11 protein-coding genes are annotated in these 21,788 nt (G+C 72.4%); 9 read left to right on the plus strand and 2 right to left on the minus strand.

Features of this window, described 5'->3' with window-relative positions; translation table 11 throughout:
• Positions 1-2: 2 nt before the first annotated feature.
• On the plus strand, positions 3-1,433 hold the full coding sequence (locus tag ACFWTC_RS24270) for a dihydrolipoyl dehydrogenase family protein (RefSeq protein ID WP_383922899.1): 1,431 nt from the start codon (positions 3-5) through the stop codon (positions 1,431-1,433).
• A 48-nt stretch (positions 1,434-1,481) separates the two neighbouring features.
• Here ACFWTC_RS24270 and ACFWTC_RS24275 read toward each other — a convergent pair whose 3' ends face one another.
• Positions 1,482-3,365 (minus strand): PAS domain S-box protein, encoded by a 1,884-nt coding sequence (locus ACFWTC_RS24275; RefSeq protein ID WP_383922901.1) that lies wholly within the window; start codon positions 3,363-3,365, stop codon positions 1,482-1,484.
• A gap of 257 nt (positions 3,366-3,622) precedes the next feature.
• On the minus strand, positions 3,623-3,928 hold the full coding sequence (locus ACFWTC_RS24280) for a DUF2087 domain-containing protein (RefSeq protein ID WP_383922904.1): 306 nt from the start codon (positions 3,926-3,928) through the stop codon (positions 3,623-3,625).
• An 892-nt stretch (positions 3,929-4,820) separates the two neighbouring features.
• Between ACFWTC_RS24280 and sbnA the strand changes: the two genes are divergently transcribed.
• The 8 genes from sbnA to ACFWTC_RS24320 all read left to right on the plus strand — a co-directional run bounded on the left by sbnA (position 4,821) and on the right by ACFWTC_RS24320 (position 21,759).
• Positions 4,821-5,849: a 2,3-diaminopropionate biosynthesis protein SbnA gene (gene sbnA / locus ACFWTC_RS24285; RefSeq protein WP_383922907.1), complete on the plus strand. Its 1,029-nt coding sequence runs from the start codon at positions 4,821-4,823 to the stop codon at positions 5,847-5,849.
• A gap of 10 nt (positions 5,850-5,859) precedes the next feature.
• Positions 5,860-8,988, plus strand: coding sequence for an amino acid adenylation domain-containing protein (locus tag ACFWTC_RS24290; protein ID WP_383922909.1), 3,129 nt, complete (start codon positions 5,860-5,862; stop codon positions 8,986-8,988).
• A 16-nt stretch (positions 8,989-9,004) separates the two neighbouring features.
• A complete protein-coding gene (locus tag ACFWTC_RS24295) occupies positions 9,005-9,319 on the plus strand; it encodes an AzlD domain-containing protein (RefSeq protein ID WP_383922911.1) in 315 nt (104 codons plus the stop codon).
• A gap of 37 nt (positions 9,320-9,356) precedes the next feature.
• On the plus strand, positions 9,357-10,244 hold the full coding sequence (locus tag ACFWTC_RS24300) for an AzlC family ABC transporter permease (protein WP_383922914.1): 888 nt from the start codon (positions 9,357-9,359) through the stop codon (positions 10,242-10,244).
• Positions 10,245-10,363: 119 nt separating this feature from the next.
• Entirely contained in the window at positions 10,364-16,897 is a 6,534-nt protein-coding gene (locus ACFWTC_RS24305; RefSeq protein WP_384028405.1) for an amino acid adenylation domain-containing protein, read from the plus strand.
• A gap of 106 nt (positions 16,898-17,003) precedes the next feature.
• Positions 17,004-18,551, plus strand: a complete 1,548-nt coding sequence (locus tag ACFWTC_RS24310; RefSeq protein WP_383922919.1) for an argininosuccinate lyase — start codon at positions 17,004-17,006, stop codon at positions 18,549-18,551.
• Positions 18,548-19,498 (plus strand): kinase, encoded by a 951-nt coding sequence (locus ACFWTC_RS24315; RefSeq protein ID WP_384028407.1) that lies wholly within the window; start codon positions 18,548-18,550, stop codon positions 19,496-19,498. The genes ACFWTC_RS24310 and ACFWTC_RS24315 overlap by 4 nt, the downstream gene beginning before the upstream one ends.
• Positions 19,499-19,500: 2 nt before the next feature.
• Complete coding sequence (locus ACFWTC_RS24320) at positions 19,501-21,759, plus strand: pyridoxal-phosphate dependent enzyme (protein ID WP_384028409.1); 2,259 nt, start codon at positions 19,501-19,503, stop codon at positions 21,757-21,759.
• Positions 21,760-21,788 lie beyond the last annotated feature (29 nt).

Genomic DNA, 21,788 nt, shown 5'->3' on the forward strand with positions numbered 1-21,788 from the left:
GTATGACTGAAGCGGTGGAGTACGACGTCGTGGTTCTCGGCGGGGGCCCGGCCGGCGAGAATGTCGCCGACCGTACCCGCGCCGCCGGGCTGAGCACGGCGCTGGTGGAGAGCGAGCTCGTGGGCGGGGAGTGCTCGTACTGGGCGTGCGTCCCGAGCAAGGCCCTGCTGCGCCCGGCGCTGGCCCGGGCGGACGCCCGCCGGGTGCCGGGGCTGGCCGGGGCCGTGCAGGGGCCGCTGGACGCGGCGGCGGTGTTCGCGCACCGCGACTACTGGACGGGAGACTGGAAGGACGAGGGCCAGATCGACTGGCTCGATTCCATCGGGGCGCACGTGTACCGGGGCCACGGCCGGCTCTACGGGGTCCGCAAGGTCGCCGTCACCAGCCCGGAGGGCGAGCACCACGTGCTCTCCGCCAAGCACGCGGTGGTCGTCGCCACCGGCACCCGGGCGCTCGTCCCCGACCTGCCGGGGATGGCCGGGGCGCGTCCCTGGACCTCCCGCGAGGCGACCTCGGCGCGGGAGGTGCCCGGCCGGCTGCTGATCGTGGGCGGGTCGGTGGTGGCCGCCGAGATGGCCACCGCCTGGCAGGCGCTCGGATCCCGGGTGACCGTGCTGGTGCGCGGGTCGGGGCTGCTGCCGCGGATGGAGCCCTTCGCCGGTGAGCTGGTCGCCGACGCGCTGCGCGAGGCGGGCGCGGAGGTCCGTACGGGCGTGTCCGTCGAGTCGGTCGTACGGGACGGCTCGACCGGGCCCGTCACCGTCGTCCTGGAGGGCGGCGAGAGGCTGGAGGGCGACGAGCTCCTGGTGGCGACGGGACGTGCGCCGCGGACCGAGGACATCGGCCTGGACACGGTGGGCCTGCCCGCCGGGGGGTGGATCGGGGTCGACGACGGCTGCCGGGTCCCGGGCCACGACTGGCTGTATGCCGTCGGGGACATCAACCACCGAGCGCTGCTGACCCACCAGGGCAAGTACCAGGCCAGGATCGCGGGTGCCGCGATCGCGGCCCGTGCGGCGGGCGACGTCCCGCTGGACACCGGCCGCTGGGGCGCGCACGTGGCGACCGCCGACACGCAGGCGCTGCCGCAGGTGGTCTTCACCGACCCGGAGGCCGCGGCCGTGGGCCTCTCCCTGGCCGACGCGGAGCGGGCGGGCCACCGGGTGCGCGCCGTCGACTACGACCTGTCGAAGGTCTCCGGCGCGGGGTTGTACGCGGACGGCTACCGCGGCCGGGCCCGGATGATCGTCGATCTGGACCGCGAGGTCCTCCTGGGCGCCACCTTCGTCGGCCCGGGAGCGGCCGAACTGCTCCACGCGGCGACGATCGCGGTCACGGCGGAGGTCCCGATCGAGCGCCTGTGGCACGCGGTTCCGGCCTTCCCCACGATCAGCGAGGTCTGGCTGCGCCTGCTGGAGACGTACCGGGGCTGAACCCCGGCGGCCCGCTGTCCCGTTCTCGCCCGTCCCCGCCCCGCCCCGTCACGTGGTCCGGCGCGGGGCGGGCAGGGGCAGGGAGAACCAGACGGCCTTGCCCTCCGCCGTCGGCAGCGTGCCCCAGGACTCGGCGAGGGAGTCGACGAGGAGCAGGCCCCGGCCGGATTCGGCGTCCGGGGGTGCGAAGCGCGCCTGGGGGAGGACGGGGCTGCCGTCGCACACCTCGACGCTGAGTTCCCGGCCCGCCTGGCGCAGCCGCAGCCGGACCGGTCCGAAGCCGTGGCTCACCGCGTTGGAGAGGAGCTCGGACGCGAGCAGGCACGCCGTTTCGCACAACTGGTCGTCCCCGGTGCCCCACGCGGCGAGGGTGGAGCGCAGGAACCGCCGCCCCTCGCCGACGCTGCTCGGCCGCGGGGCCAGCACCACGGTCTGCGAGGTCACCGGCGAGTCGGGGATGCGCACGAGCAGCAGGGTGACGTCGTCGGTGTTCTCGTCCGCGTCCGGCAGCATCTCGCCGAGGAGGGCGTCGGCCATCGCTCCGAGACCGTCGGCGTTGGCGAGCGCCTTGCCGAACGCGGCGGTGAGGATGTCGAGTTGCTCCTCAATGTCGCTGCCCGGCGTTTCGACCAGCCCGTCCGTGTAGAGGGCGAGCACCGAGCCGGGTTCCACGGTGTGTCGGCTCTCGTCGTGCGGTACCTCGCCGACGCCGAGCGGCACGCTGACGTCCACCGGGAGCCTGTTCACGTGCCCGTCCGGGGTGGCCATGAGGACCGGCAGGTGTCCGGCCGAGCACACGGTCAGCTCCGCGGCGTCCGCGTCGACCACCAGGTAGCAGCAGGTGACGAACTGGTCCGGGAGTTCGCTGACCACGGCGTCGAGGGCGCGCATCAGCTGCCAGGGCGGCATCCCGGTCTTGGCCAGGGCGTGCGACGCGGAGCGGAGCTGTCCCATGACGGCGGCGGCTTCCAGCCCGCGTCCCATCACGTCGCCGATCATGACGCCCACGCGGCCGCCGCCCAGCGGGATCAGGTCGAACCAGTCGCCGCCCACCCCCGCGCCCTGCCGGGCCGGGAAGTACCGGCTGGCCGTCGGCATGCCGGGGACCTCGGGCGGCGAGCCCATGAGGCTGCGCTGCAGGGTGAGGGCCACGTGCCGCTGCTGTTCGTACAGTTCGGCGAGCTTCTCCTCGGCGGCCTTGCGGTCGCTGACGTCGCGGATGGCCGCGGAGACGAGCGTGCCGTCGGGGGTCTCCAGGGGGCTGAGGCTGATCTCGACGGGGAACTCGCGCCCGTCGCGGCACAGGCCGTGCAGTTCCAGCCCGGCCCCCATGGGTCTGACCTGGCGGTTGACGAAGTAGCCCTGCCGGAACGCGGAGTGGTGCCCACGGAACCGCTCCGGTACGAGCACCTCGACGGGCCGCCCCAGGAGATCGGCCCTGGTGTGGCCGAACAGCGCCTCCGTCTGGGCGTTGACGAGCCGGATCGTGCCCCGGTCGTCCACGATCACCATCGCGTCGGGCGCGGCCTCCAGGAGCGCGCGGAACAGTTCCTCCGCCGCCCGGCGGTCGCTGACGTCGCGCACGGCCGCCGAGATGAGCAGGCCGTCGGGGGTCTCCAGGGGGCTGAGGCTGATCTCGACCGGGAACTCGCGCCCGTCGCGGCGCAGCCCGTACAGCTCCAGTCCGGCCCCCATGGGGCGTACTTGGCGGCTGGCCGCGTACCCGGTCCGGTGCTGCGGGTGGTGTCCCCGGAAGCGCTCGGGGACGAGGATGTCGATGGGCCGGCCCAGAAGCTCCTGCCGGGAGTAGCCGAACAGGGCTTCCGTCTGCGCGTTCACCAGCCGGATCGTGCCGGCGTCGTCCACGATCACCATCGCGTCCGGCGCCGCCTCCAGGAGGGCGCGGAAGGGCTCCTCGGTCGTGGTCGTCATGTCGCGCCTCGCACTCGCCGAATGCCACCGAAGCGAACATCCGACCACGTCCTCCCTTCCCGGTCCGCGGTTTGTCCGGAATCCGCGCCCAAATGACCGGGTGTGAGCAGACGCGAGATGCCGCGCCCGGGGGCTCATGTCAGCCTCCGACAACTCCGCAATCGCGCAACGGACTTGGCGTACGAGCAGGTGGGTGGTGCGAGGGCGTCGCGGGGCCGGGGCGCGGCCCGGGGTGGCGGCCCGCGGCCGCCGGACGGCTAGCGGGCCGTCTCGGCCCGGCGGTAGCTGCTGCCGTCGCGGGTTCGGGTGAGCAGGCCTGCGGTGATCAGGTAGCGCCGGAGCGCCGGGCAGTCCTCGTGCACGGTGCGCAGCGCGTCGTTCACCTCCGGCTCCGTGTACTCCCGTCCGACCGTGAAGAGGGTCTCCGTGAGGTGCGTCAGTACCTGTTCGCGGCGCGCGACCTTGCGGGGAATCGCGATGAGGCGGCCGTCGGCGGAGAAGAGGTCGCGGACTCCGCGCGGTGCGCGGGATGCGTGCGGTGGGTGTTCGGTGCTCTGTGCCATGGTGGCGACCCTCTCCCGGCGCGGGATCCCGGAGCAATGGCTTTTCCCGGCGGGGACGGGCGCCGAATCCCGGACGCTGTCGGGGGCGGGCCCGATCCGGTCCCGGACGGGGGCCGGTGAGGCCCCCGGTACGGCCGACTCCACCTGCTGTGCGGGTCGGTCGCCAGCCGCGCACCGCCCTCGCGGCTGCGCGCCGGGATCCGCAAACGGGCCCGGGGGACGGACGTGCGCGTCGCCCGTGGCGGGTTCCCCGCCACGCGGGCAAAGCCGGAGATTCCTGGACTCGGAACCTACGGTTCCGATAAGAAACACAGCGTTCTCAGACGAGCGAAGGAGCGCTCAATTCACGCCGCCGAAAATGAGACCAGCCGATGGCTCGTATTCGCCACACGGCGCGCGACGCGACCGCAGGATCCTCCCGACCCACTCGTCACGGAAGTCCGTTTTGGCGTTAGTTTCGGCATGAAACTACTCGCGTAGACCAGTCGTGCCGACGGTCGATCTGCCACAGATGCCCCGGGGTGGGCCCGTGTGTGCGGGGGGTGATTTCAAGCCGGGCGTGCTCGTTCTCTCCAGCGGCAATAGCGGCGTAAGTGGCATAAAAATCTCAAAACCAGGATCCCGGGCATTTGGGGTCGTGAGCTCTACCGCTCCGTCCTTGGATGTTCCTCCAATAGTCCGCGCTGGCCTTTGTGTCTTCGGTCCGCTAACGTCTCTCCACGTGTCCCACGACCGTCACGGCGCGGTGTGCTCATCCGCATCGCAGTACCCGCGATCGGCCATGAGGCCAGTTTCACCCCGTCATTGCATTCCAGTAGTGATTTTCCTCGAATAATGGCGCAGGACTGTCGTCTGCCGAGTGATATCGGTAGATATCTTTAGGAATCACTCTATGATTTCACAGGCTCAGCAGAGCTATTCCGGCGTTGAGGTCAGAGCGCCGCAGGACCTCATTCTGGATGAGATATTCGTCGACCTTCACCCCGCTCTGGGGCGCAACCTTTCACTGAAGTGCGAAGGGTTCAATTTCTTCGGATCGGTCAAAGCCAAAGCGGCGGCGGCGATGATAGCGGCGGCCGAACGAGAAGGCAGGCTGAAGCCGGGTTCCACGATTATCGAATCCTCTTCCGGCAGTCTCGGCATCGCCGTCAGCGCGATCGCCGCCGACCGTGGATACCGGTTCGTCTGTGTCACCGACATCCGGTGCAACGAGCGGAACGTCCACCTCATGCGCTCGCTCGGTGCCGAGGTCGTCCTGGTCTCGGACCCGGACGAGAACGGCGGCTTCCTGGGCAGCAGGATCCGGTACGTCCGGGACGCCTGCGCCGCCGACCCGGACCTCGTCTGGCTCAACCAGTACTCCAACGAGAACAACTGGCGCGCCCACTACAACACCACCGCCCCGGCGATCATCCGGAACTACCCGCACCTGGAGTACCTGTTCGTCGGCGCCGGCACCACCGGGACCCTCGTCGGCTGCGCCCGCTACCTCAAGGCGATCGGCCACCCCGCCCGGGTGGTCGCCGTCGACAGCACCGGATCCATCACGTTCGGCGGCCCGCCCGGACGCAGGCTCATCCCCGGCCTTGGGTCGAGCCAGCCGCCCGCCATCGCCGACAGGCGCGTCATCGACGAAGTCGTGATGGTCGACGAGGCGGACACGATCCGGATGTGCCGCTATCTCGCCGGCCGGGGCTTCCTCTTCGGCGGGTCGACCGGCACCGTGCTCCACGGCGCCTGGCAGCGGCTCCGCACCGAACGCCCCGACACCTGCGCGGTCGCCATATCGCCGGACTTCGGTGAGCGGTACCTCGACACCGTCTACGACGAGGGCTGGGTCCGCATGCACTACGGCGACATCGGAACGTTCGAGCCGCTGCCGGAAGTGGCCACCCCCGTCGCCGAATTCGCCCAGGGGTAAGGAGTCGAGAATGCCCGCCAGTTCGAACTCTCCATCCCGACTTGACGAGTTGTTCCTTGCCCAGGTCGAGCGCACGCCGGATTCGCCGGCCCTCGCCCACGGCGCCGAACGGCTCACCTACCGCCAACTCCACATGCGTGCCGCAGCGGTGGCCGCCGGTCTCGCCGCGCTCGGTGTCGGCGAGGAGGCGCTCGTCGCCATCGCCTTCCACCGCTCCGCCGACGCCGTCGTCGCCATGCTCGGGACGGTGCTGGCCGGAGCCGCGTACCTGCCCGTGAGCCCTGCCTACCCCGAAGAGCGCATCGCACGCATACTCGGGGACTCCCGGGCCCCCGTCGTGCTGTGCGGCGCCGGACTGCGGGAATCCCTGGCGCGGGTCGCGCCGGACGGAACCGCCGTGCGCGAACTCGGAGAGCTCGCCTCCCCGGCCCCGGGTGCGTCCGCCTCCCCGGCCCCGGGCACGCCCGCCTCCCCGGCCCGTACTTCCGCGGCCCACCGGCCCGCCGGTGTCACCGGCTCGCCGCTGGCCTACGTGATGTACACCTCGGGCAGCACCGGCCGCCCCAAGGGCGTGATGGTCGAGCACGCAGGTGTCGTACGCCTGGTCCGGGACGCGGACTACTTCACCTTCTCCGAGGACGAGCGGTTCCTGCAGACCGGCGCCCTCGAATTCGACGCCGCCACCTTCGAGGTCTGGGGAGCGCTGCTCAACGGCGCCGTCCTGCAGATCGTGGACCAGGACGTGCTGCTGACGCCCGCGCTCCTCAAGGCGGCCCTGCACGACGCCGGCACCACCGTCCTGTGGCTCACCTCCCCGCTGTTCAACCAGCTCGTGGACGAGGACGTCAGCCTCTTCGCCGGGCTGCGGACCCTCCTGGTCGGCGGTGACGTGCTCTCCTGCCGGCACGTCAACCTCGTCCGCCGGGCCCATCCGGCCCTGCGCGTGCTGAACGGCTACGGCCCCACCGAGAACACCACCTTCACCACCGTCTTCCCCGTCGAGCGGACTTACGAGACGTCCATCCCGATCGGGCGCCCCATCAGCGGGACGACCGTCGCCGTCCTCGACGCCGACCGCAGGCCCGTGCCCGCCGGCGAGATCGGCGAGCTCTACACGGCGGGCACCGGCCTGGCCCGGGGCTACCTCGACAACCCCGAGCTGACGGCCGAGAAGTTCGTCCTGGTGGACGGCGTACGGCACTACCGCACGGGCGACCTCGTGAGCTGCGACGCCCACGGCGTCCTCTCCTTCCACGGCCGGACGGACAGCCAGGTCAAGATCCGCGGACACCGCATCGAACTCGGCGACATCGACAACGCGCTGCTGGAGATCCCCGGTCTCACCGACAGCCACACCAGCGTCGACGACGGCCCCGGCGGCGCCAAACAGCTCATCAGCCACGTGGTGCTCGCTCCCGGACATGACGAGCAGGACGTCCTGGACGTGCTGCGCAGGCGGCTCCCGTCGTACATGTGCCCGGCCCACCTGGTGCCGGTGGACCGGCTGCCCCTGAACGCCAACGGCAAGGTCGACCGCGCCCTCCTGCCCCCGCCGCCCCTGCGGAGCGGGGCCGGAGCGGCCCCGGCCACCCCCGACGAGCTGACGCTGGCCCGCCACTGGGCCGACGTACTGGGCCTGGACGCGGAAGGGTTCGGCCTGGACGACGACTTCTACGAACTCGGCGGGAACTCCATCGCCACCGGCGCCCTCATCGGCCGGCTCGCCCGGGACCCCGGCGTACGGCTCGGGTTCGGCGACCTCTTCACCGCCCGGACCCTCGGCGCCATGGCCCGTGCGGTGGCGGGGGCCGCCGCCACCGGGCTGGCGCCGATCCCGGCGGCCACCGGAAGCGGCGTGCTCCACCCGCAGCAGCGGGCCCTCCACGCGCTCTGGCAGCTCGATCCGGACAGCCTCGTCTACAACATCCCGGTCCGTGTGGAAGCGGGGGGCCCGCTCGATCCGGACCGCCTGCGCGCGACGCTCGACCGGCTGATCGCCCGGCACGACGCCCTGCGGAGCCGGTTCGCGACCGACGGCGGAGGAGTCGTGCGGCGGGCGGAGGACGCCGCGACCGTCGAACTCACCGTCGTCGACGGTGCGGCTCCCGACTGGATCAGGCCCTTCGACCTCGGCGAACCGCCGCTGCTGCGGGCGCTCCTCGAACGGCATCGCTCCGGCGAGGACGTGCTCCACCTCGACGTCCACCACATCGTCTTCGACGGGATCTCGCTGCGGCTCCTGGTGGACGAGCTGTTCGAGCTCTACGCGGGCTTCGAGCCGGACGCCCCGGCGGTGGACTACGCCGCCGCGGCCGAATGGGCCGACGCCCGCACGGCCACCCCGGAGGCGGAGGAGGCCGAACGGTACTGGCTGGCGAAGTTCGCCGACCCGGCGCCGCCGCTGGAGCTGCCGACGGACCGGCCGCGCCCCGCGCTGCGGTCCACGGCGGGCGCCGTGCTGACGGTGGACCTGTCTCCCGAGGACACCGCGCACGTACGGGCGGTGGCGGCCCGGGAGTCGCTGACCCCCTTCGCCGTGCTGCTGACCGCCTGGACCGCCGCCCTCGCCCGCCTGAGCGGGCAACGGGACATCGCCGTCGGAAGCCCCATGGGCGGCCGGCCGCACCCGGACCTCGAATCCGTGGTCGGCATGTTCGTCAACACCGTGGTCCTGCGCGCCAGACCGCGCGCGGGCGCCGGACTGGGCGATCTGCTGCGGGACCTGGGGGCGGAACACCGGGCCGCCCTTGACCACCAGGAGTACCCGTTCGTCGACCTCGTCCAACGGCTCGACCTTCCGCGGGATTTGAGCCGCAACGCCCTGTTCGACGTGTTCTTCGCCCTGCAGGACATCGACTTCCACAGCTTCCGCAAGCACGGCCGGAGAGCGATGCTCTCGCTGCCGCACCCGGGGACCTGCCGCTTCGACCTCAACCTCCAGGCCTGGCAGAAGCCGGACCGCTTCACGCTGGAACTGGAGTACTCCACGGCGCTCTTCGAACGGACCTCCGCCGCCTTCCTCCTGGACCGTGTCCTCGACGCGCTCCGCGAGCTGTCGCTCGACCCGCATGCTCCGGTCCTGCCGGAGGCGGCCGAAGGACCCGGGCGGGTCCTCGAAGCCGCCGACTTCTCCTTCTGACCAAGGCGAGATTTTGATGACCCCCTTGACCATCATCCTCTGCGGGGCGGTGACGTTCGCCCTCCGCTACGCACTCTTCGGACCGATCGGCCCCGAGCACCTGCCCACCCGTATCCGCAGCACCCTGCCCTACGTGATGCCGGCGGTGCTGATGGCGATCATCGTGCCGTCGGTGGTGCTGGCCGGGGACGCCGGCGACCCGAAGACGGTCGCCCCGTACCTGGTGGGGGCCGTCTGCGGGTTCACTGTGGGTGCGTTCAAGCGGGACGCCTTCTTCCTGGTGTTCGCGGTCGCCATGGCCGGCTTCATGGTCACCAAGTTCGCGCTGTGAACCAGCTCCGCCCTCCCTCCGGAACGAGGTTGAATTGATGTTGCCCCGACACAGCCGCGGGGGTGAGGCACTGCAAGGCGCCCTGGCCGCCGTCCCCGTCATCATCGGCGCGGTACCGTTCGGCCTGCTGTTCGGCGCGCTCGCCGAGGCGCAGGGCCTGGACGTGGTCAACACCATGCTGATGAGCCTGGTGGTCAACTCCGGTTCCGCCCAGATGATCGGCCTCGGCATGATCACCTCGGGCGCCGCATGGCCGCTGACCGTCATGACGGTCCTGCTGATCAACCTGCGGCACGTCTTCTACTCCGCCGCGCTGTCGCCGTACGTACGGCCCATGCCCGTGTTCTGGCGCGCGGCCATCGCCTTCGGCATGACCGACGCCGTCTACGCCCTCGCGGCGAAGCGGTTCAGCGAACCCGCGCCCGAGCAGGACAACCGGCGCTGGTACGTGCTGAGCAACGCCGTCGCCATCTACATCGCCTGGAACCTCGCCACGCTCTGCGGCTGGATCTTCGGCCAGACCCTCGCCGATCTGAGTTCCTGGGGGCTGGACTTCGCGGTCTACGCCTCGTACATCGGCCTGGTCGTCTCCTCCTTCACCACCCGCCGCGCGCTGCTCATCGGACTCATCGCGGGCGCCGGCGGCCTCCTGCTGAGCCATCTGCCTTACCAGAGCGGCCTGTTCCTCGCCACGCTCGTCGGCACCTCGGTGGCGGCCTTCCTGGAGAGCAAGGCGCGCGTCGTCCCCGCCCCCGAGGCGAAGGCGGCGGAGCCGCCCCCCGTACGGACACCGCCGCGGCCACAGCCTGCAGCGGCACAACCGACAGCGGCACAACCGACAGCGCCGCAGCGCGCGGGCTCGCAGCCCGCCGGGGCGACGTGCGAGGAAGCACCGGACCGAGAGATCGGCAGCAGTCCGCGCTGAGGGCCCCGCGCCGCCACCGGGGCCCCGCCGGGCCACTTCTCCACCCTTCCCCATCCGCAGCAGCGGGGCGGGCTGGGCCGCCCCCAGCCGTGCCCCCGGTCGAGACCGGAACTTTCGAGATGAGCATCTTCCAACTGCAGCAGGCCCGCACCGCCCACCCCGCCCAGGCGGAGTTCTGGGACGCACAGCAGAGCGCCTGGGCCGAACCCACCGTGCTCATACGCGACCACGCCCACCACGGCGCCCGGCCCGCCGAGCGCGTCACGGTCGCACTGGACCCCGACGCCGCACGGGCCGTCGCCCGGATCACCCAGGGCGACGCCGTCCTGAAGGCCGTCATCGGCGCGAGCGCCCTCGCGCTCCTCGCGGTCCGCAGCACTGACCTCCCCTCCGTCACGGTCTTCGCTCCCGCCCCCCTGCGGCAGGATCCGGACCAAGGCCAGGACCAGAGCCGGGACCAAGGCCTCAACCGGACCGTCCCGGTGAGCCTCGCGCTGACCGGTGCCGAGTCCGGCCGCGAGCTGCTCACCGCCGTCCGCGCGGCCTACCTGGCGGCCTCGGCCAACCTGGACATCCCCGTCCGGCAGCTGCTCGACCAGCTCGACGCACGGCCGAGCGACCTCGTCGTCTCGCTCGACGGGCAGCTCACCGCCGAGGACGCGCGGGCGACCGGGAGCCCGCTGCTCTTCGACCTCCACCTGCCGGCCGACGGGCTCGCGCCCCGCGTCGAACTCGACTACGACCCGGCCCACTTCACCGACGCCACCGGCCGCCGCCTCGCCGCCGCCTACGCCCGGACCCTCGCCGGCCTGGTCGGCGACCCCTCGCTCGCCGTCGGACCGCTGCTCCGCCCGGACGCCGCCGAGCTGGAGCAGATCGAGGGGGCGTTCAACGACACCGCGGCGCCCTTCCCCGACCACCGCCTCCTGCACAGCTTCCTGGAGGAGCGCGCCGCGGCCGAGCCGGACCGCGTCGCCGTCGTCGACGACGGCACCACGTACGGCGCGCTCAACGCCGCCGCGAACCGTCTGGCCCGCACCCTGCGCGCCTCCGGGGTGGAGCCGGGCAGCCCGGTCGCCGTGTGCGTCCCGCGCTCCACCGAGCTCCTGACGGCCATCTTCGCCGTCCTGAAGGCCGGCGGCGCCTACCTGCCGGTCGACCCGACGCTGCCGCCCAACCGCATCGCGTACCTGCTGGAACACAGCCGGGCGACCCTCGTCGTCGCCACCCCGGACACGGCCGCCGTGGCCGGGGGGCAGCGGGTGCTGCTGCTCGGCGACCCCGCCGTCGCCGCGCAGCCCGACGGGGATCTGGAGCCCGTCACCGGTCCCGACGACGTCGCGTACGTCATCTACACCTCGGGGTCGACCGGCCGCCCCAAGGGCGTGATGGTCGAGCACCGGGCGATCGTCAACCGCCTCTGGTGGATGCAGAGCGCGTACCCGCTGCACGACGGCGACGTGATCCTCCACAAGACGCCGTTCACCTTCGACGTGTCCGTCTGGGAGATCTTCTGGTGGTCCCTCGCCGGTGCGGCGGTGGCCACCCTGCCCAACGGCGACGAGCGCGACCCGGAGCGGATCATCCGCCGGATCGAGGAGACCGGGGCCACCACCCTGCACTTCGTCCCCTCGATGCTCCACGCCTTCCTCGGCTTCGTCGGCGCGACGGGCGAACGGGAGCGGCTCTCCCGCGTACGCCGGATCTTCGCCAGCGGCGAGGCCCTCGCCGTCGACCAGGTGCGGCAGTTCGACGAGCTCCTGGGCGACGGGCGCGAGCTAGTCAACCTCTACGGCCCCACCGAGGCCGCCGTGGACGTCACCCACCAGCCCTGCGCCGACCTCGACAGCACCCGGTCCGTGCCGATCGGCCGCCCGATCAGCAACATCCGGCTCAGCGTCAGGACCCGGTCCGGCGACCACGCCCCGATCGGCACCCCCGGCGAACTGTGCATCGCCGGCACGGGACTCGCGCGCGGCTACCTGCACGCCCCCGAGCTCACCGCCGAGCGCTTCGTCACGGGCGAGGACGGCGAGCGCCGCTACCGCACCGGCGACCTGGCCCGGTGGCTTGCCGACGGCACCGTGGAGTACCTCGGCCGCCTCGACACCCAGGTGAAGATCCGCGGCTACCGCATCGAACCCGGCGAGATCGAGCACGTCGCCCAGCGGACCGCCGGAGTCCGCCAGAGCGCGGTCGTCGCACGGCCCACCGACGCCGGCGACAGCCTCCTGGTGGCCTACGTCGTGGCGGGCGACGACTTCGACGCGACCGCCCTGCGCGCCGCCCTGGAGGCCGAACTCCCCTCCTACATGGTCCCGCAGCACATCATCGAGGTCCCCGCGATCCCCACCAGCCACAACGGCAAGCGCGACGTCTCCGGGCTGCCCGCGCCGCTGCTCGACGGGGGACCCGTCGCCGCCCACCGGGCCCCGCGGACACCGGCCGAGCAGCAGCTCGCCGAGATCTGGGCCAAGGTCCTCGGCCTCGACACGGTCGGCGTGGACGACAACTTCTTCTCCCTCGGCGGGGACTCCATCAAGTTCATCACGGTGCTCGCCCGCTCCCGGGCCGCCGGTCTGGACTTCACCTTCCAGGAACTCTTCGGCCACCCCACCATCGCGGAGCTCGCCGGCCGCGTCGTCGCCGCCCGGCCCGACGCGCCCGAGCCCGACGTCGAGCCCTTCGCGCTGGTCGGCGCCGAGGACCGGGCGCTGCTCCCCGCGGACATCGTCGACGCCTACCCCATGTCGCAGCTCCAGGTCGGCCTGATCTACGAGGCCCTGCGCGGCGGCACCGAGGGGATGTACCACGACATCCTCAGCTACCGGATCCGCGGCACCGTGGACACCGACCTCTTCGAGCGGGCGGTCGCCTCGGTCGTACGCCGGCACTCCCTGCTGCGCACCTCCTTCCACCTGAACGGCTTCAGCACGCCGCTGCAGCTGGTTCACGCGACCGCCCCGTCCCCGCTGCGCGTCTTCGACCTGCGCGGCCGGTCGGCCGGGGAGCAGGAGGAGGACCTGCGCCGGTACGCCGAACTCGAACTCCGCGGCGGCTTCCACTACGGCAGCACCGACCTCGTCCGCGTCCACCTCCACCTGCTGTCCGACGACGAGTACCAGTACTCGCTGAGCTACCACGACGCCGCGCTGGACGGCTGGAGCGTCAACACCGTCCACCGCGACGTCTTCTCCGCGTACTTCGCGATCCTGGACGGCGAGGAGCCGCACGGCGGCTCCCGGCAGGTCATGTCGCACCGCCAGTACGTGGCCCTGGAGCAGGCCGCCGTCGGCTCGCCCGAGCAGCGCGGGTTCTGGCTGGAGGTGATGGAGGGTGCCGAAAGCACCCGGATCACCCCGTACACCGAGCCGGACCCCCGGCGCACCGGCGTGGGCATCCACGACGTCGTCTTCCCCGAGGACCTCTCCGACGCCGTCCTCGCGACCGCCCGCGACCTGCGGGTCCCGGTGAAGGCGGTGCTGCTGGCCGCCCACGTCGGGGTACTGGCCTTCGTCGCCGGAACCTCGGACGTCATCACCGGCTACGAGCACTCGGGCCGCCCGGAGGTCGAAGGCGGACAGGACATCGCCGGGCTGTTCCTCAACACCCTGCCGTTCCGCGTCCGCGACCTCGGCACGAGCTGGGAGGACCTGGTCAACGCCGTCTACGCGGCCGAGGCCGGCCTGCTGCCGCACCGGCGGTTCCCGATGGCCGAGATCAAGCGCGCCGTCGGCAGCCGCGAGACGTTGTTCGAGACCGTCTTCAACTTCACTCACTTCCACGTGCTCAAGGACCTCACCGCCCGCGACGGCTTCGAGCTGGTCCGGTCGATCGTCAACGTGCAGAGCGAGTTCCCCTTCCGCGCCGAGTTCTCCCAGGACGCGGTCAGCGACGAGGTGCTGCTGAGCCTGCACTTCCACCACGCGGTCTACGAGGACGAGCAGGTCGAGCGCGTCGGCGGCTACTACCTCGACGCCCTGCGGGCGCTGGTGGCCGACCCGGCGGCGGACCGGGCCGCGACCCCGCTGATCGGCGCCCGGGAGCAGGCCCAGCTGACGTCGATGTCCGAGGGCCCCGCGTACCCGCTGCCGGACGGGACCTTCCTCGACGCCTTCGCCGAGCAGGTCCGCCGGACCCCGGCCGCGATCGCCCTGGAGCACGGCGCCGAGCGGCTCGACTACGCCGCACTCGACCTCGCCTCCGACCGGTACGCGGCGCAGCTGCTGGCGGCCGGCGTGACCCCCGGCGACGTGGTCACCACCGTGCTGCCGCGGGGCATCGACTGGTCGCTCACGATGCTGGCCCTGCTCAAGATCGGCGCGGTCTACCTCCCCCAGGACCGCGGCTTCCCGGCCGAGCGGATCGCCGCCGTGCTGCGGCGCAGCGGCTCGCGTTTCCTGGTCGCCGAGGCCGGGGACGCCCCGGGGATCGGCGCGGACCTGCGCGCACGCGTCGACGGACTCACCGTGGTGACGCTCCGGGCCCCCGGCGAGGGCGTCCCGGCCGCGCTCCCCGCCCGGCCGGCGCCGGCGGACACCGCCTACATCATCTTCACCTCGGGATCCACCGGCGACCCCAAGGGCGCCACGGTGCGCCACTCCGGCATGCTCAACCACCTGCTGTCCAAGGTCGTCGACCTCAAGCTGACCGCCGAGGACCGGGTCGCCCAGCTCAGCACCCAGTGCTTCGACATCTCCGTCTGGCAGCTGCTCGTCGTCTGGCTGGTGGGCGGACGCACCGTCATCTACGACCACGAAACCGTCGTGGACCTGCCCGCCTTCCTCACCGCGCTGGCCGAGGACGGCATCACCATCCTGGAGACGGTGCCCTCGTACACCGACGCGCTGCTCACGGAGGTCGAGCAGCGCCCCGCGCCGCTGCCGGCCCTGCGCTTCAACATCATCAACGGCGAGACGCTGCCGCCCGCGCTGACCCGGCGCTGGTTCGCGAGCTACCGGATTCCGGTGATCAACGCCTACGGCCCGACCGAGTGCTCCGACGACGTGACCCACCACTTCATGGACAGCGGTTTCGACGGCGTCCGGGTCCCGATCGGGCGGCCGATCATCAACACCAGCCTGCACGTCGTGGGCGCCGACGGCCGGCCGCGCCCCGTCGGCAGCTACGGCGAGATCTGCGTGACCGGCGCCGGTGTCGGCCTGGGATACGTCAACGACGCCGAGCGCACCGCCGCGGCGTTCGAGCCCAACACGCTCGACGGACGGTCGGCCCTGCTGTACCGCACCGGCGACGTCGGCCGGTGGCTCCCCGGCGGGCTGCTCGACTGCGCCGGCCGCCGCGACGGCCAGGTGAAGATCCGCGGGTACCGCATCGAGCTCTCCGAGGTGGACGGAGCGGTCAACCGGCTGCCCGGCGTGGAGACCGCGGTGACCCTGGCCCGCGAGGTCGTCGGCGAGAAGCGGCTGGTGACCTTCTACACGGGCACGGCCGAACCCGACCGCACCGAGTTCAAGCGGCAGCTCGCCGAGATCATCCCGGACTACATGCACCCCGAGATCCTCGTGCACCTCGACGCCTTCCCGCTGAACTCCAACGGGAAGACCGACCGCAAGGTGCTGGCCGCCCGGCCGCTGAGCACCGGGCACGACGCCGCGCGCGAGCAGCCCGCCACCCCGGACGAGGAGTTCGTCCGCGACCTGTTCGCCTCCGTGCTCGGCGCGGACCCCTCCGAGATCGGGGTCACCGACAACTTCTTCGAGATCGGCGGCCACTCGATCGCCGCGATGAAGGTCGCGGCCTCCTCTCAGGGCCGCATCGCGCTGCGCGACCTGCTGGTCAGGCCCACCGCGAGACTGATCGCGGCGAGCTTCGCCCAGCGCGACGGCGCGCGCCGCGACCTCCTGGTCGACCTCACCGCGGCCGCCGGGGCACGCCTCGACACCACCGACGCCCTCCTCGTCTGCATCCCCTTCGCGGGCGGCAGCGCGGTCAGCTACGTACCGCTGGCCCGGCAGCTCGCCGACGACGGCGTCACCGCCCGGGTCATGGGTACGGAACTGCCGGGCCGCACGGTCGGCGACGACCGCCCGATGGTCGCCGTGGACGTCCTCGCCGAGCAGCTCGCCGACGAAGTGGCCCGAGAGGCCGCCGGCCGACCCGTGCTGGTCCTGGGCCACTGCGCCGGCGCCTCGCTGGCGATGCACCTCATCCGGACCCTGGAGGGGCAGGGCCACCACGTCGGCCGGCTGCTGATCGTGGCGAAGCTGCTGCGGTCGACGGACCCGGCCGACCACGCCGCCAACGAGGTGGTGCACATGAGCGAGCAGCAGATCATGGACTGGATGGCGGACAACACCGGACTCGACGAGGTCCACCGGCTGTCCGCGACCGAGCGCACCGACCTCGCCAGGTCGTTCCGCTACGACACGGTCGAGGCCACCCACGGGTTCCACCTCGCGCTCTCGGACCCCGGCCGCGCCGCCCTCAAGGCGCCCGCCACCGTGGTCCTGTCCACCGACGACGCGCTGATGGGCGACCACACCGCGGCCGTCGGCAACTGGGAGCGGTTCGTGCCGCAGTGCCGCCTCGTCGTCACCGACCACGGCGGCCACTACCTCAACACCAGCCGCCCCGAACTCCTCGCCGAGACGGTCCGCCAGGACCTGGCCGCACTGGAGAGCACCAGCTGAACGCACGGGGCGGCGGGCTCCGCGGAGCCCGCCGCCCCGCCCGGCGGCAGGGGATCCTGTCCGACCGCCCGAACGGGACCCCCACCTGAGAAACCGGAGAGAAGACATGAGTCCTTCCCACGACCAGGCGCCGGTGGGAGAGGCCGACCGGCTCACGGGCAGGATCAGCGGCACCCCCAGCCTGCTGCTCCACGAGGAGGTGCTGGAGCCCCAGTTCCGCTACGAGGCCGAGCACCTCCTGCCCTGGTACACCACGATCGAGAAGGTCTTCGCGATCGAGTACCGGCGCATGGGGCTGATCACGGAGCCCCAGGCCGCCGAGATAGGCAGGCTGCTGCACCAGGCGACCCGCGACCGCATCACCGCGGACGCGCGGACCAACATGTCCGACATCGCGTTCGCCCTGGAGCAGTACGTCGAGCAGGGCCTGAGCCGGCCCGTCACCGCCTGGCACGTCGACCGCAGCCGCAACGACATGCAGGCCACCGCCCAACTCCTGTTCGGACGGCGGCTGCTGCACGACGGAGCCCGCGCCCTCCTCACCTTCACCCGGGCCGTCCACCGGCTCGCCGCACGCACCGCCGACCTGCCGATGGTCGGGCAGACGCACCTCCAGGCGGCCCAGACCATCACCCCCGGCTTCTACCTGGCGGCCGTCTCCCAGCAGATGCTGCACACCCTGGGCCGGCTGCTGTCCACGTACGACGGGATCAACCTCTGCCCGCTCGGCTCCGGCGCCATGACGGGACAGGACCTCCCCTGGGACCGCGACGGGATGGCCGGGCTCCTCGGGTGCTCGGCCCCCCAGCCGCACGCGCTGACCGGCGTGGCCTCGCGGGCCTGGGTCCTGGAGACCGCCGCCGAACTGTCCCTCCTCGGCTCCTCGCTGAGCCGGTTCATCAGCGACCTGATGACCTGGGGCAGCGGCCCGTACGGCTTCATCGTGCTGCCCGACGAACTGTCCGGGATCTCGGCGGCCATGCCGCAGAAGAAGAACTACCCGGTCCTGGAACGGATCCGGGGCAAGTCCGCGCACCTGAGCGCCTACTACTTCGACATGCTCCTCGCCCAACGCGCCACGCCCTTCAGCAACATGGTCGAGGTGTCCAAGGAGGCCGGGGCCAACCTGCTGCCGATGTTCACCACCCTGGGCACCACGCTGCGGCTGTTCACCGCGGTGGTCGAGAACCTCGACTTCGACGGGAAGCGGATGCGCGAGGCCGTCGACCGGGAGTTCCTCGGCGGATTCACCCTCGCCAACGAGCTGACCCTCCGGGAGTCGGTGCCCTGGCGCAAGGCTCAGGTCATCGCCGGCCGCTACGTCGTGGCGGCCGACGCCGCCGGCCTGCCGCCCCGCCGGTGCGCACCGGAACTGCTGCGGACCGCGGCGGCCGAGCAGGGCTTCACCCTGGAGGCCCCCGAGGAACTGCTCGCGACGGCCTTCCAGGGGGACGGCGAGCTGTACCGCAAGACGTCCGACGGATCGGCCCACCCCGACCGGGTGCGCGCCCTGCTCGACGACCAGGACGCCCTGCACCGGTCCCTCGACACCGCCTGGTCCACGCGCCGGGGCACCGTCGACACCGGCCTGAGGCGCGTCGACGCCCTCCTCGGCCTCGGCGGCACGGCGGTCCGCGAGGAGGCCCCGGAATGACCCGCGCCGACAGTACGGCCCCGGCCGTCCGGGCCGTCCGGGCCGCCGACCCGGCACGGGTCGGCACGGGCCGGGCCCCGGGCACCTTCGGCGAGCTGCTCCAGGGGGCCACGTCGGCCGAGCAGCTCGACTTCCTCGTGACCCTGCCCATCGACCGGGGTGCGGCGGCCGTCTTCGCGGCCGACCCGGACGCCACGGACGTCTCGGTGTTCCCGCCGCGCAAGCACCGCTCCCGCCGGCTCGTCCAGCTCATGCTGCGCGAGTACGGCGTCCCGGGCGGCGGCCACCTCGACCTCCGCGGAGAACTGCCCGAGGGCAAGGGGCTGGCCAGCTCCTCCGCGGACCTGGTCGCCACCGCCCGCGCGGTCGCCGACGCCCTCGGGCGCACGGCGGACTGCGGGACCATCGAGTTCTTCCTGCGCCGGATCGAACCCACCGACGGCGTGATGTACCCCGGTGTCGTCGCCTTCTACCACCGCGAGGTCCGACTGCGGGAGCGGTTCGGCGCGCTGAGCCCCCTGTCCGTCGTCGGCGTCGAGGAGGGCGGCGTGGTCGACACCATCGAGTTCAACCGGCGGCCCAAGGACTTCTCGTTGGCCGAACGGCGCGAGTACGACGGCCTGCTGGAGGAGATCGGCCACGCCGTGCGCAGCGGCGACCTGCGGTCGGTGGGCCGCGTGGCCACCCGCAGCGCCGTGATGAACCAGCGGCTGCGTCCCAAGCGCCTGCTCCAACGGATGATCGACCTCTCCCGGGACCTCGACGCCCTCGGCGTCGCCGTCGCGCACAGCGGCACCGCCCTCGGCGTGCTGGTCTCCCGGTCCGACCCGGAGTACGCGCGCAAGATCGCCGAGGCCCGGGCCCGCGCCACCGAACTCGCGGGCAGCGCCACCGTGTTCCACTCCTGCGGCCAGCCGGCCCCCGACCACTCCTCACCCCGGAGGTGAACATGCCCTACCAGAGCATCGTCGACGCCATCGGCCACACCCCGCTGGTCAGACTCGCGCTGGACCTCCCCGACCCGGTCGAGGTCTACGCCAAGCTGGAACTGCAGAACCTGTACGGAATGAAGGACCGCGTCGCCCGGCAGACCATCCTCCAGGCCCGCCGGACCGGGGAGCTCGCCGAGGGCGCCCCCGTCATCGAGAGCTCCTCGGGCACCATGGCCCTCGGCGTCGCCCTCGTCGGCGCGCGCCTCGGGCATCCCGTGCACATCGTCACCGACCCCCGCATCGACCCGGTCACCCACGCCAAGCTGCACGCCCTGGGCTGCACCGTGCACGTCGTGGAGGCCATGTCGGGCGCCGGCTGGCAGAGCGCCCGGCTGGAACGCCTCGCCACGCTCATCCGGGACCTGCCGGGCGCCTTCTGGCCCCGCCAGTACAGCAACCCCGACAACCCGGGCGCCTACCGCTTCCTCGCCGAGGAACTGATCTCCGACCTCGGCCCGTTCGACGTCCTCGTCGGCTCGGTCGGCAGCGGGGGATCCCTGTCCGGCTCCGCCCGCGCCCTGCGCCGGTTCCTCCCCGACCTGCGCGTGGTCGCCGTCGACTGCGTGGGCAGCGTCGTCTTCGACCAGCCCGACAACCCCGGACGGCTCCAGGGCGGCCTCGGCAACAGCCTCGTACCGGCGAACCTGGACCGCGGCCTCATCGACGAGATCCACTGGCTGAACGACCACGAGGCGTTCGAGGCGACCCGCGCGCTGGCGCTGGAGCAGCAGATCTTCGCCGGGAACACCTCCGGCTCCGTCTACCGCGTCCTCCAGGACGTCGCCCGCCGGTCCGCCCCCGGCACCAGGATCGTCGGCATCTTCCCCGACCGGGGCGACCGCTACGCCGACAACGTCTACAGCGACGCCTACTGGACCGACCGCGCGGTGACCGACCAGCCCGTCTCCCGCACACCGGCCGAGGTCGGCCCGGGCACCGAGGTCACCGCCTGGTCGTACGCCGCCCTCGGCGAGCGGCCCGCCGGACCGCGCAAGCTCCTGTTCGTCGAGGCCAACACCTCGGGTACGGGCGTCCTCGCCCTCGACCTGGCCCGCCGGCTCGGCCTGGAGCCCGTCCTGCTGACGAACGCCCCCGAACGGTACGCGGGCGCCCGGGACACCGACTGCGAGATCGTGGTCTGCGACACCGCCACCGAACGCGGCCTCAGAGCCGCCGTCGGCGAGCGCTTCCCCCGCCGGGAGATCGCCGGCATCACCACCACCAGCGACTTCTACGTACCGGTCGTCGCCGCACTGGCCGACTGGCTGGGCCTGCCCGGCAACCCCCCGCAGGCCATGGCCGACAGCCGGAACAAGGCCACCGTACGCACCCTCCTCGAGGCCGCGGGCATCGTCCAGCCGCGCTTCGCCGCCGTCCGCTCCACCGCCGAACTCGGCGCGGCGGTGGACCGGGTGGGCCTGCCGTGCGTCGTCAAGCCCGCCGACGACTCGGGCTCCAACGACGTGCTCCTGTGCCGGTCCCACGCCGAGGCCCACGCACACACCGAGCGGGTGCTGGCCGTCGAGACCAACGTCCGCGGGCTGCCGACGGCCCGCACCGTCCTCGTCGAGGAGTACGTCGAGGGGCCCGAGTACAGCGTCGAGATGTTCAGCACGGACGGCGTGCCCGTGTGCGCAGGCATCACCGCCAAGACGGTCTCGGGCGGACCCCACTTCGTGGAGCGGCAGCACGTCTTCCCGGCCCCGCTCGCCGAGGACGACGCCACCGCGCTGCGCGCAGCCGTGACGGCCGCCCTCACCGCACTGGGCGTCCTGACCGGCCCCACGCACACCGAGGTCCGGATGTCCGACCGGGGCCCGCTGATCGTCGAGGTCAACCCCCGGCTCGCCGGAGGCATGATCCCGGAGCTGATCCGGCTGGCCACCGGCGTCGAGCTCCTGGAACAGCAGCTCCGCGCCGCCTGCGGCCTGGCCCCCGACCTGGAGGGGACCCGGGAGACGACGGCCGGCATCCGCTTCCTGACGGCCGACCGCGACGGAGTGCTCGCCGCCGTCGACGGCGCGGCCGAGGCCGCCGAGGTACCGGGCGTGGAGCGGGTCCACCTCACCGCGGCGCCGGGCCGCCCGGTCCGGGCCCCGCAGAACGCCTACGACCGGCTGGGATACGTGATCGCCGAGGGAAGCCTGCCGGAGAACGTCGTCAAGAGCCTGGACGAGGCCGGCCGGCTGCTGACCGTACGCCTCGAAGGGGCCTGACGCACCCATGTGGCAGAGACAGGGCCCCA

Origin of the sequence: Streptomyces sp. NPDC058619 (assembly GCF_042717785.1) — a bacterium.
Lineage (GTDB): Bacteria > Actinomycetota > Actinomycetes > Streptomycetales > Streptomycetaceae > Streptomyces.

Excerpts from the sequence above, each read along its gene's own strand:
- sbnA (WP_383922907.1), top strand. The coding sequence starts at position 4,821 with ATGATTTCACAGGCTCAGCAGAGCTATTCCGGCGTTGAGGTCAGAGCG.
- ACFWTC_RS24315 (WP_384028407.1), top strand. The coding sequence starts at position 18,548 with ATGACCCGCGCCGACAGTACGGCCCCGGCCGTCCGGGCCGTCCGGGCC.
- ACFWTC_RS24275 (WP_383922901.1), bottom strand. The coding sequence starts at position 3,365 with ATGACGACCACGACCGAGGAGCCCTTCCGCGCCCTCCTGGAGGCGGCG.
- ACFWTC_RS24290 (WP_383922909.1), top strand. The coding sequence starts at position 5,860 with ATGCCCGCCAGTTCGAACTCTCCATCCCGACTTGACGAGTTGTTCCTT.
- ACFWTC_RS24310 (WP_383922919.1), top strand. The coding sequence starts at position 17,004 with ATGAGTCCTTCCCACGACCAGGCGCCGGTGGGAGAGGCCGACCGGCTC.
- ACFWTC_RS24305 (WP_384028405.1), top strand. The coding sequence starts at position 10,364 with ATGAGCATCTTCCAACTGCAGCAGGCCCGCACCGCCCACCCCGCCCAG.
- ACFWTC_RS24295 (WP_383922911.1), top strand. The coding sequence starts at position 9,005 with ATGACCCCCTTGACCATCATCCTCTGCGGGGCGGTGACGTTCGCCCTC.
- ACFWTC_RS24270 (WP_383922899.1), top strand. The coding sequence starts at position 3 with ATGACTGAAGCGGTGGAGTACGACGTCGTGGTTCTCGGCGGGGGCCCG.
- ACFWTC_RS24320 (WP_384028409.1), top strand. The coding sequence starts at position 19,501 with ATGCCCTACCAGAGCATCGTCGACGCCATCGGCCACACCCCGCTGGTC.
- ACFWTC_RS24280 (WP_383922904.1), bottom strand. The coding sequence starts at position 3,928 with ATGGCACAGAGCACCGAACACCCACCGCACGCATCCCGCGCACCGCGC.
- ACFWTC_RS24300 (WP_383922914.1), top strand. The coding sequence starts at position 9,357 with ATGTTGCCCCGACACAGCCGCGGGGGTGAGGCACTGCAAGGCGCCCTG.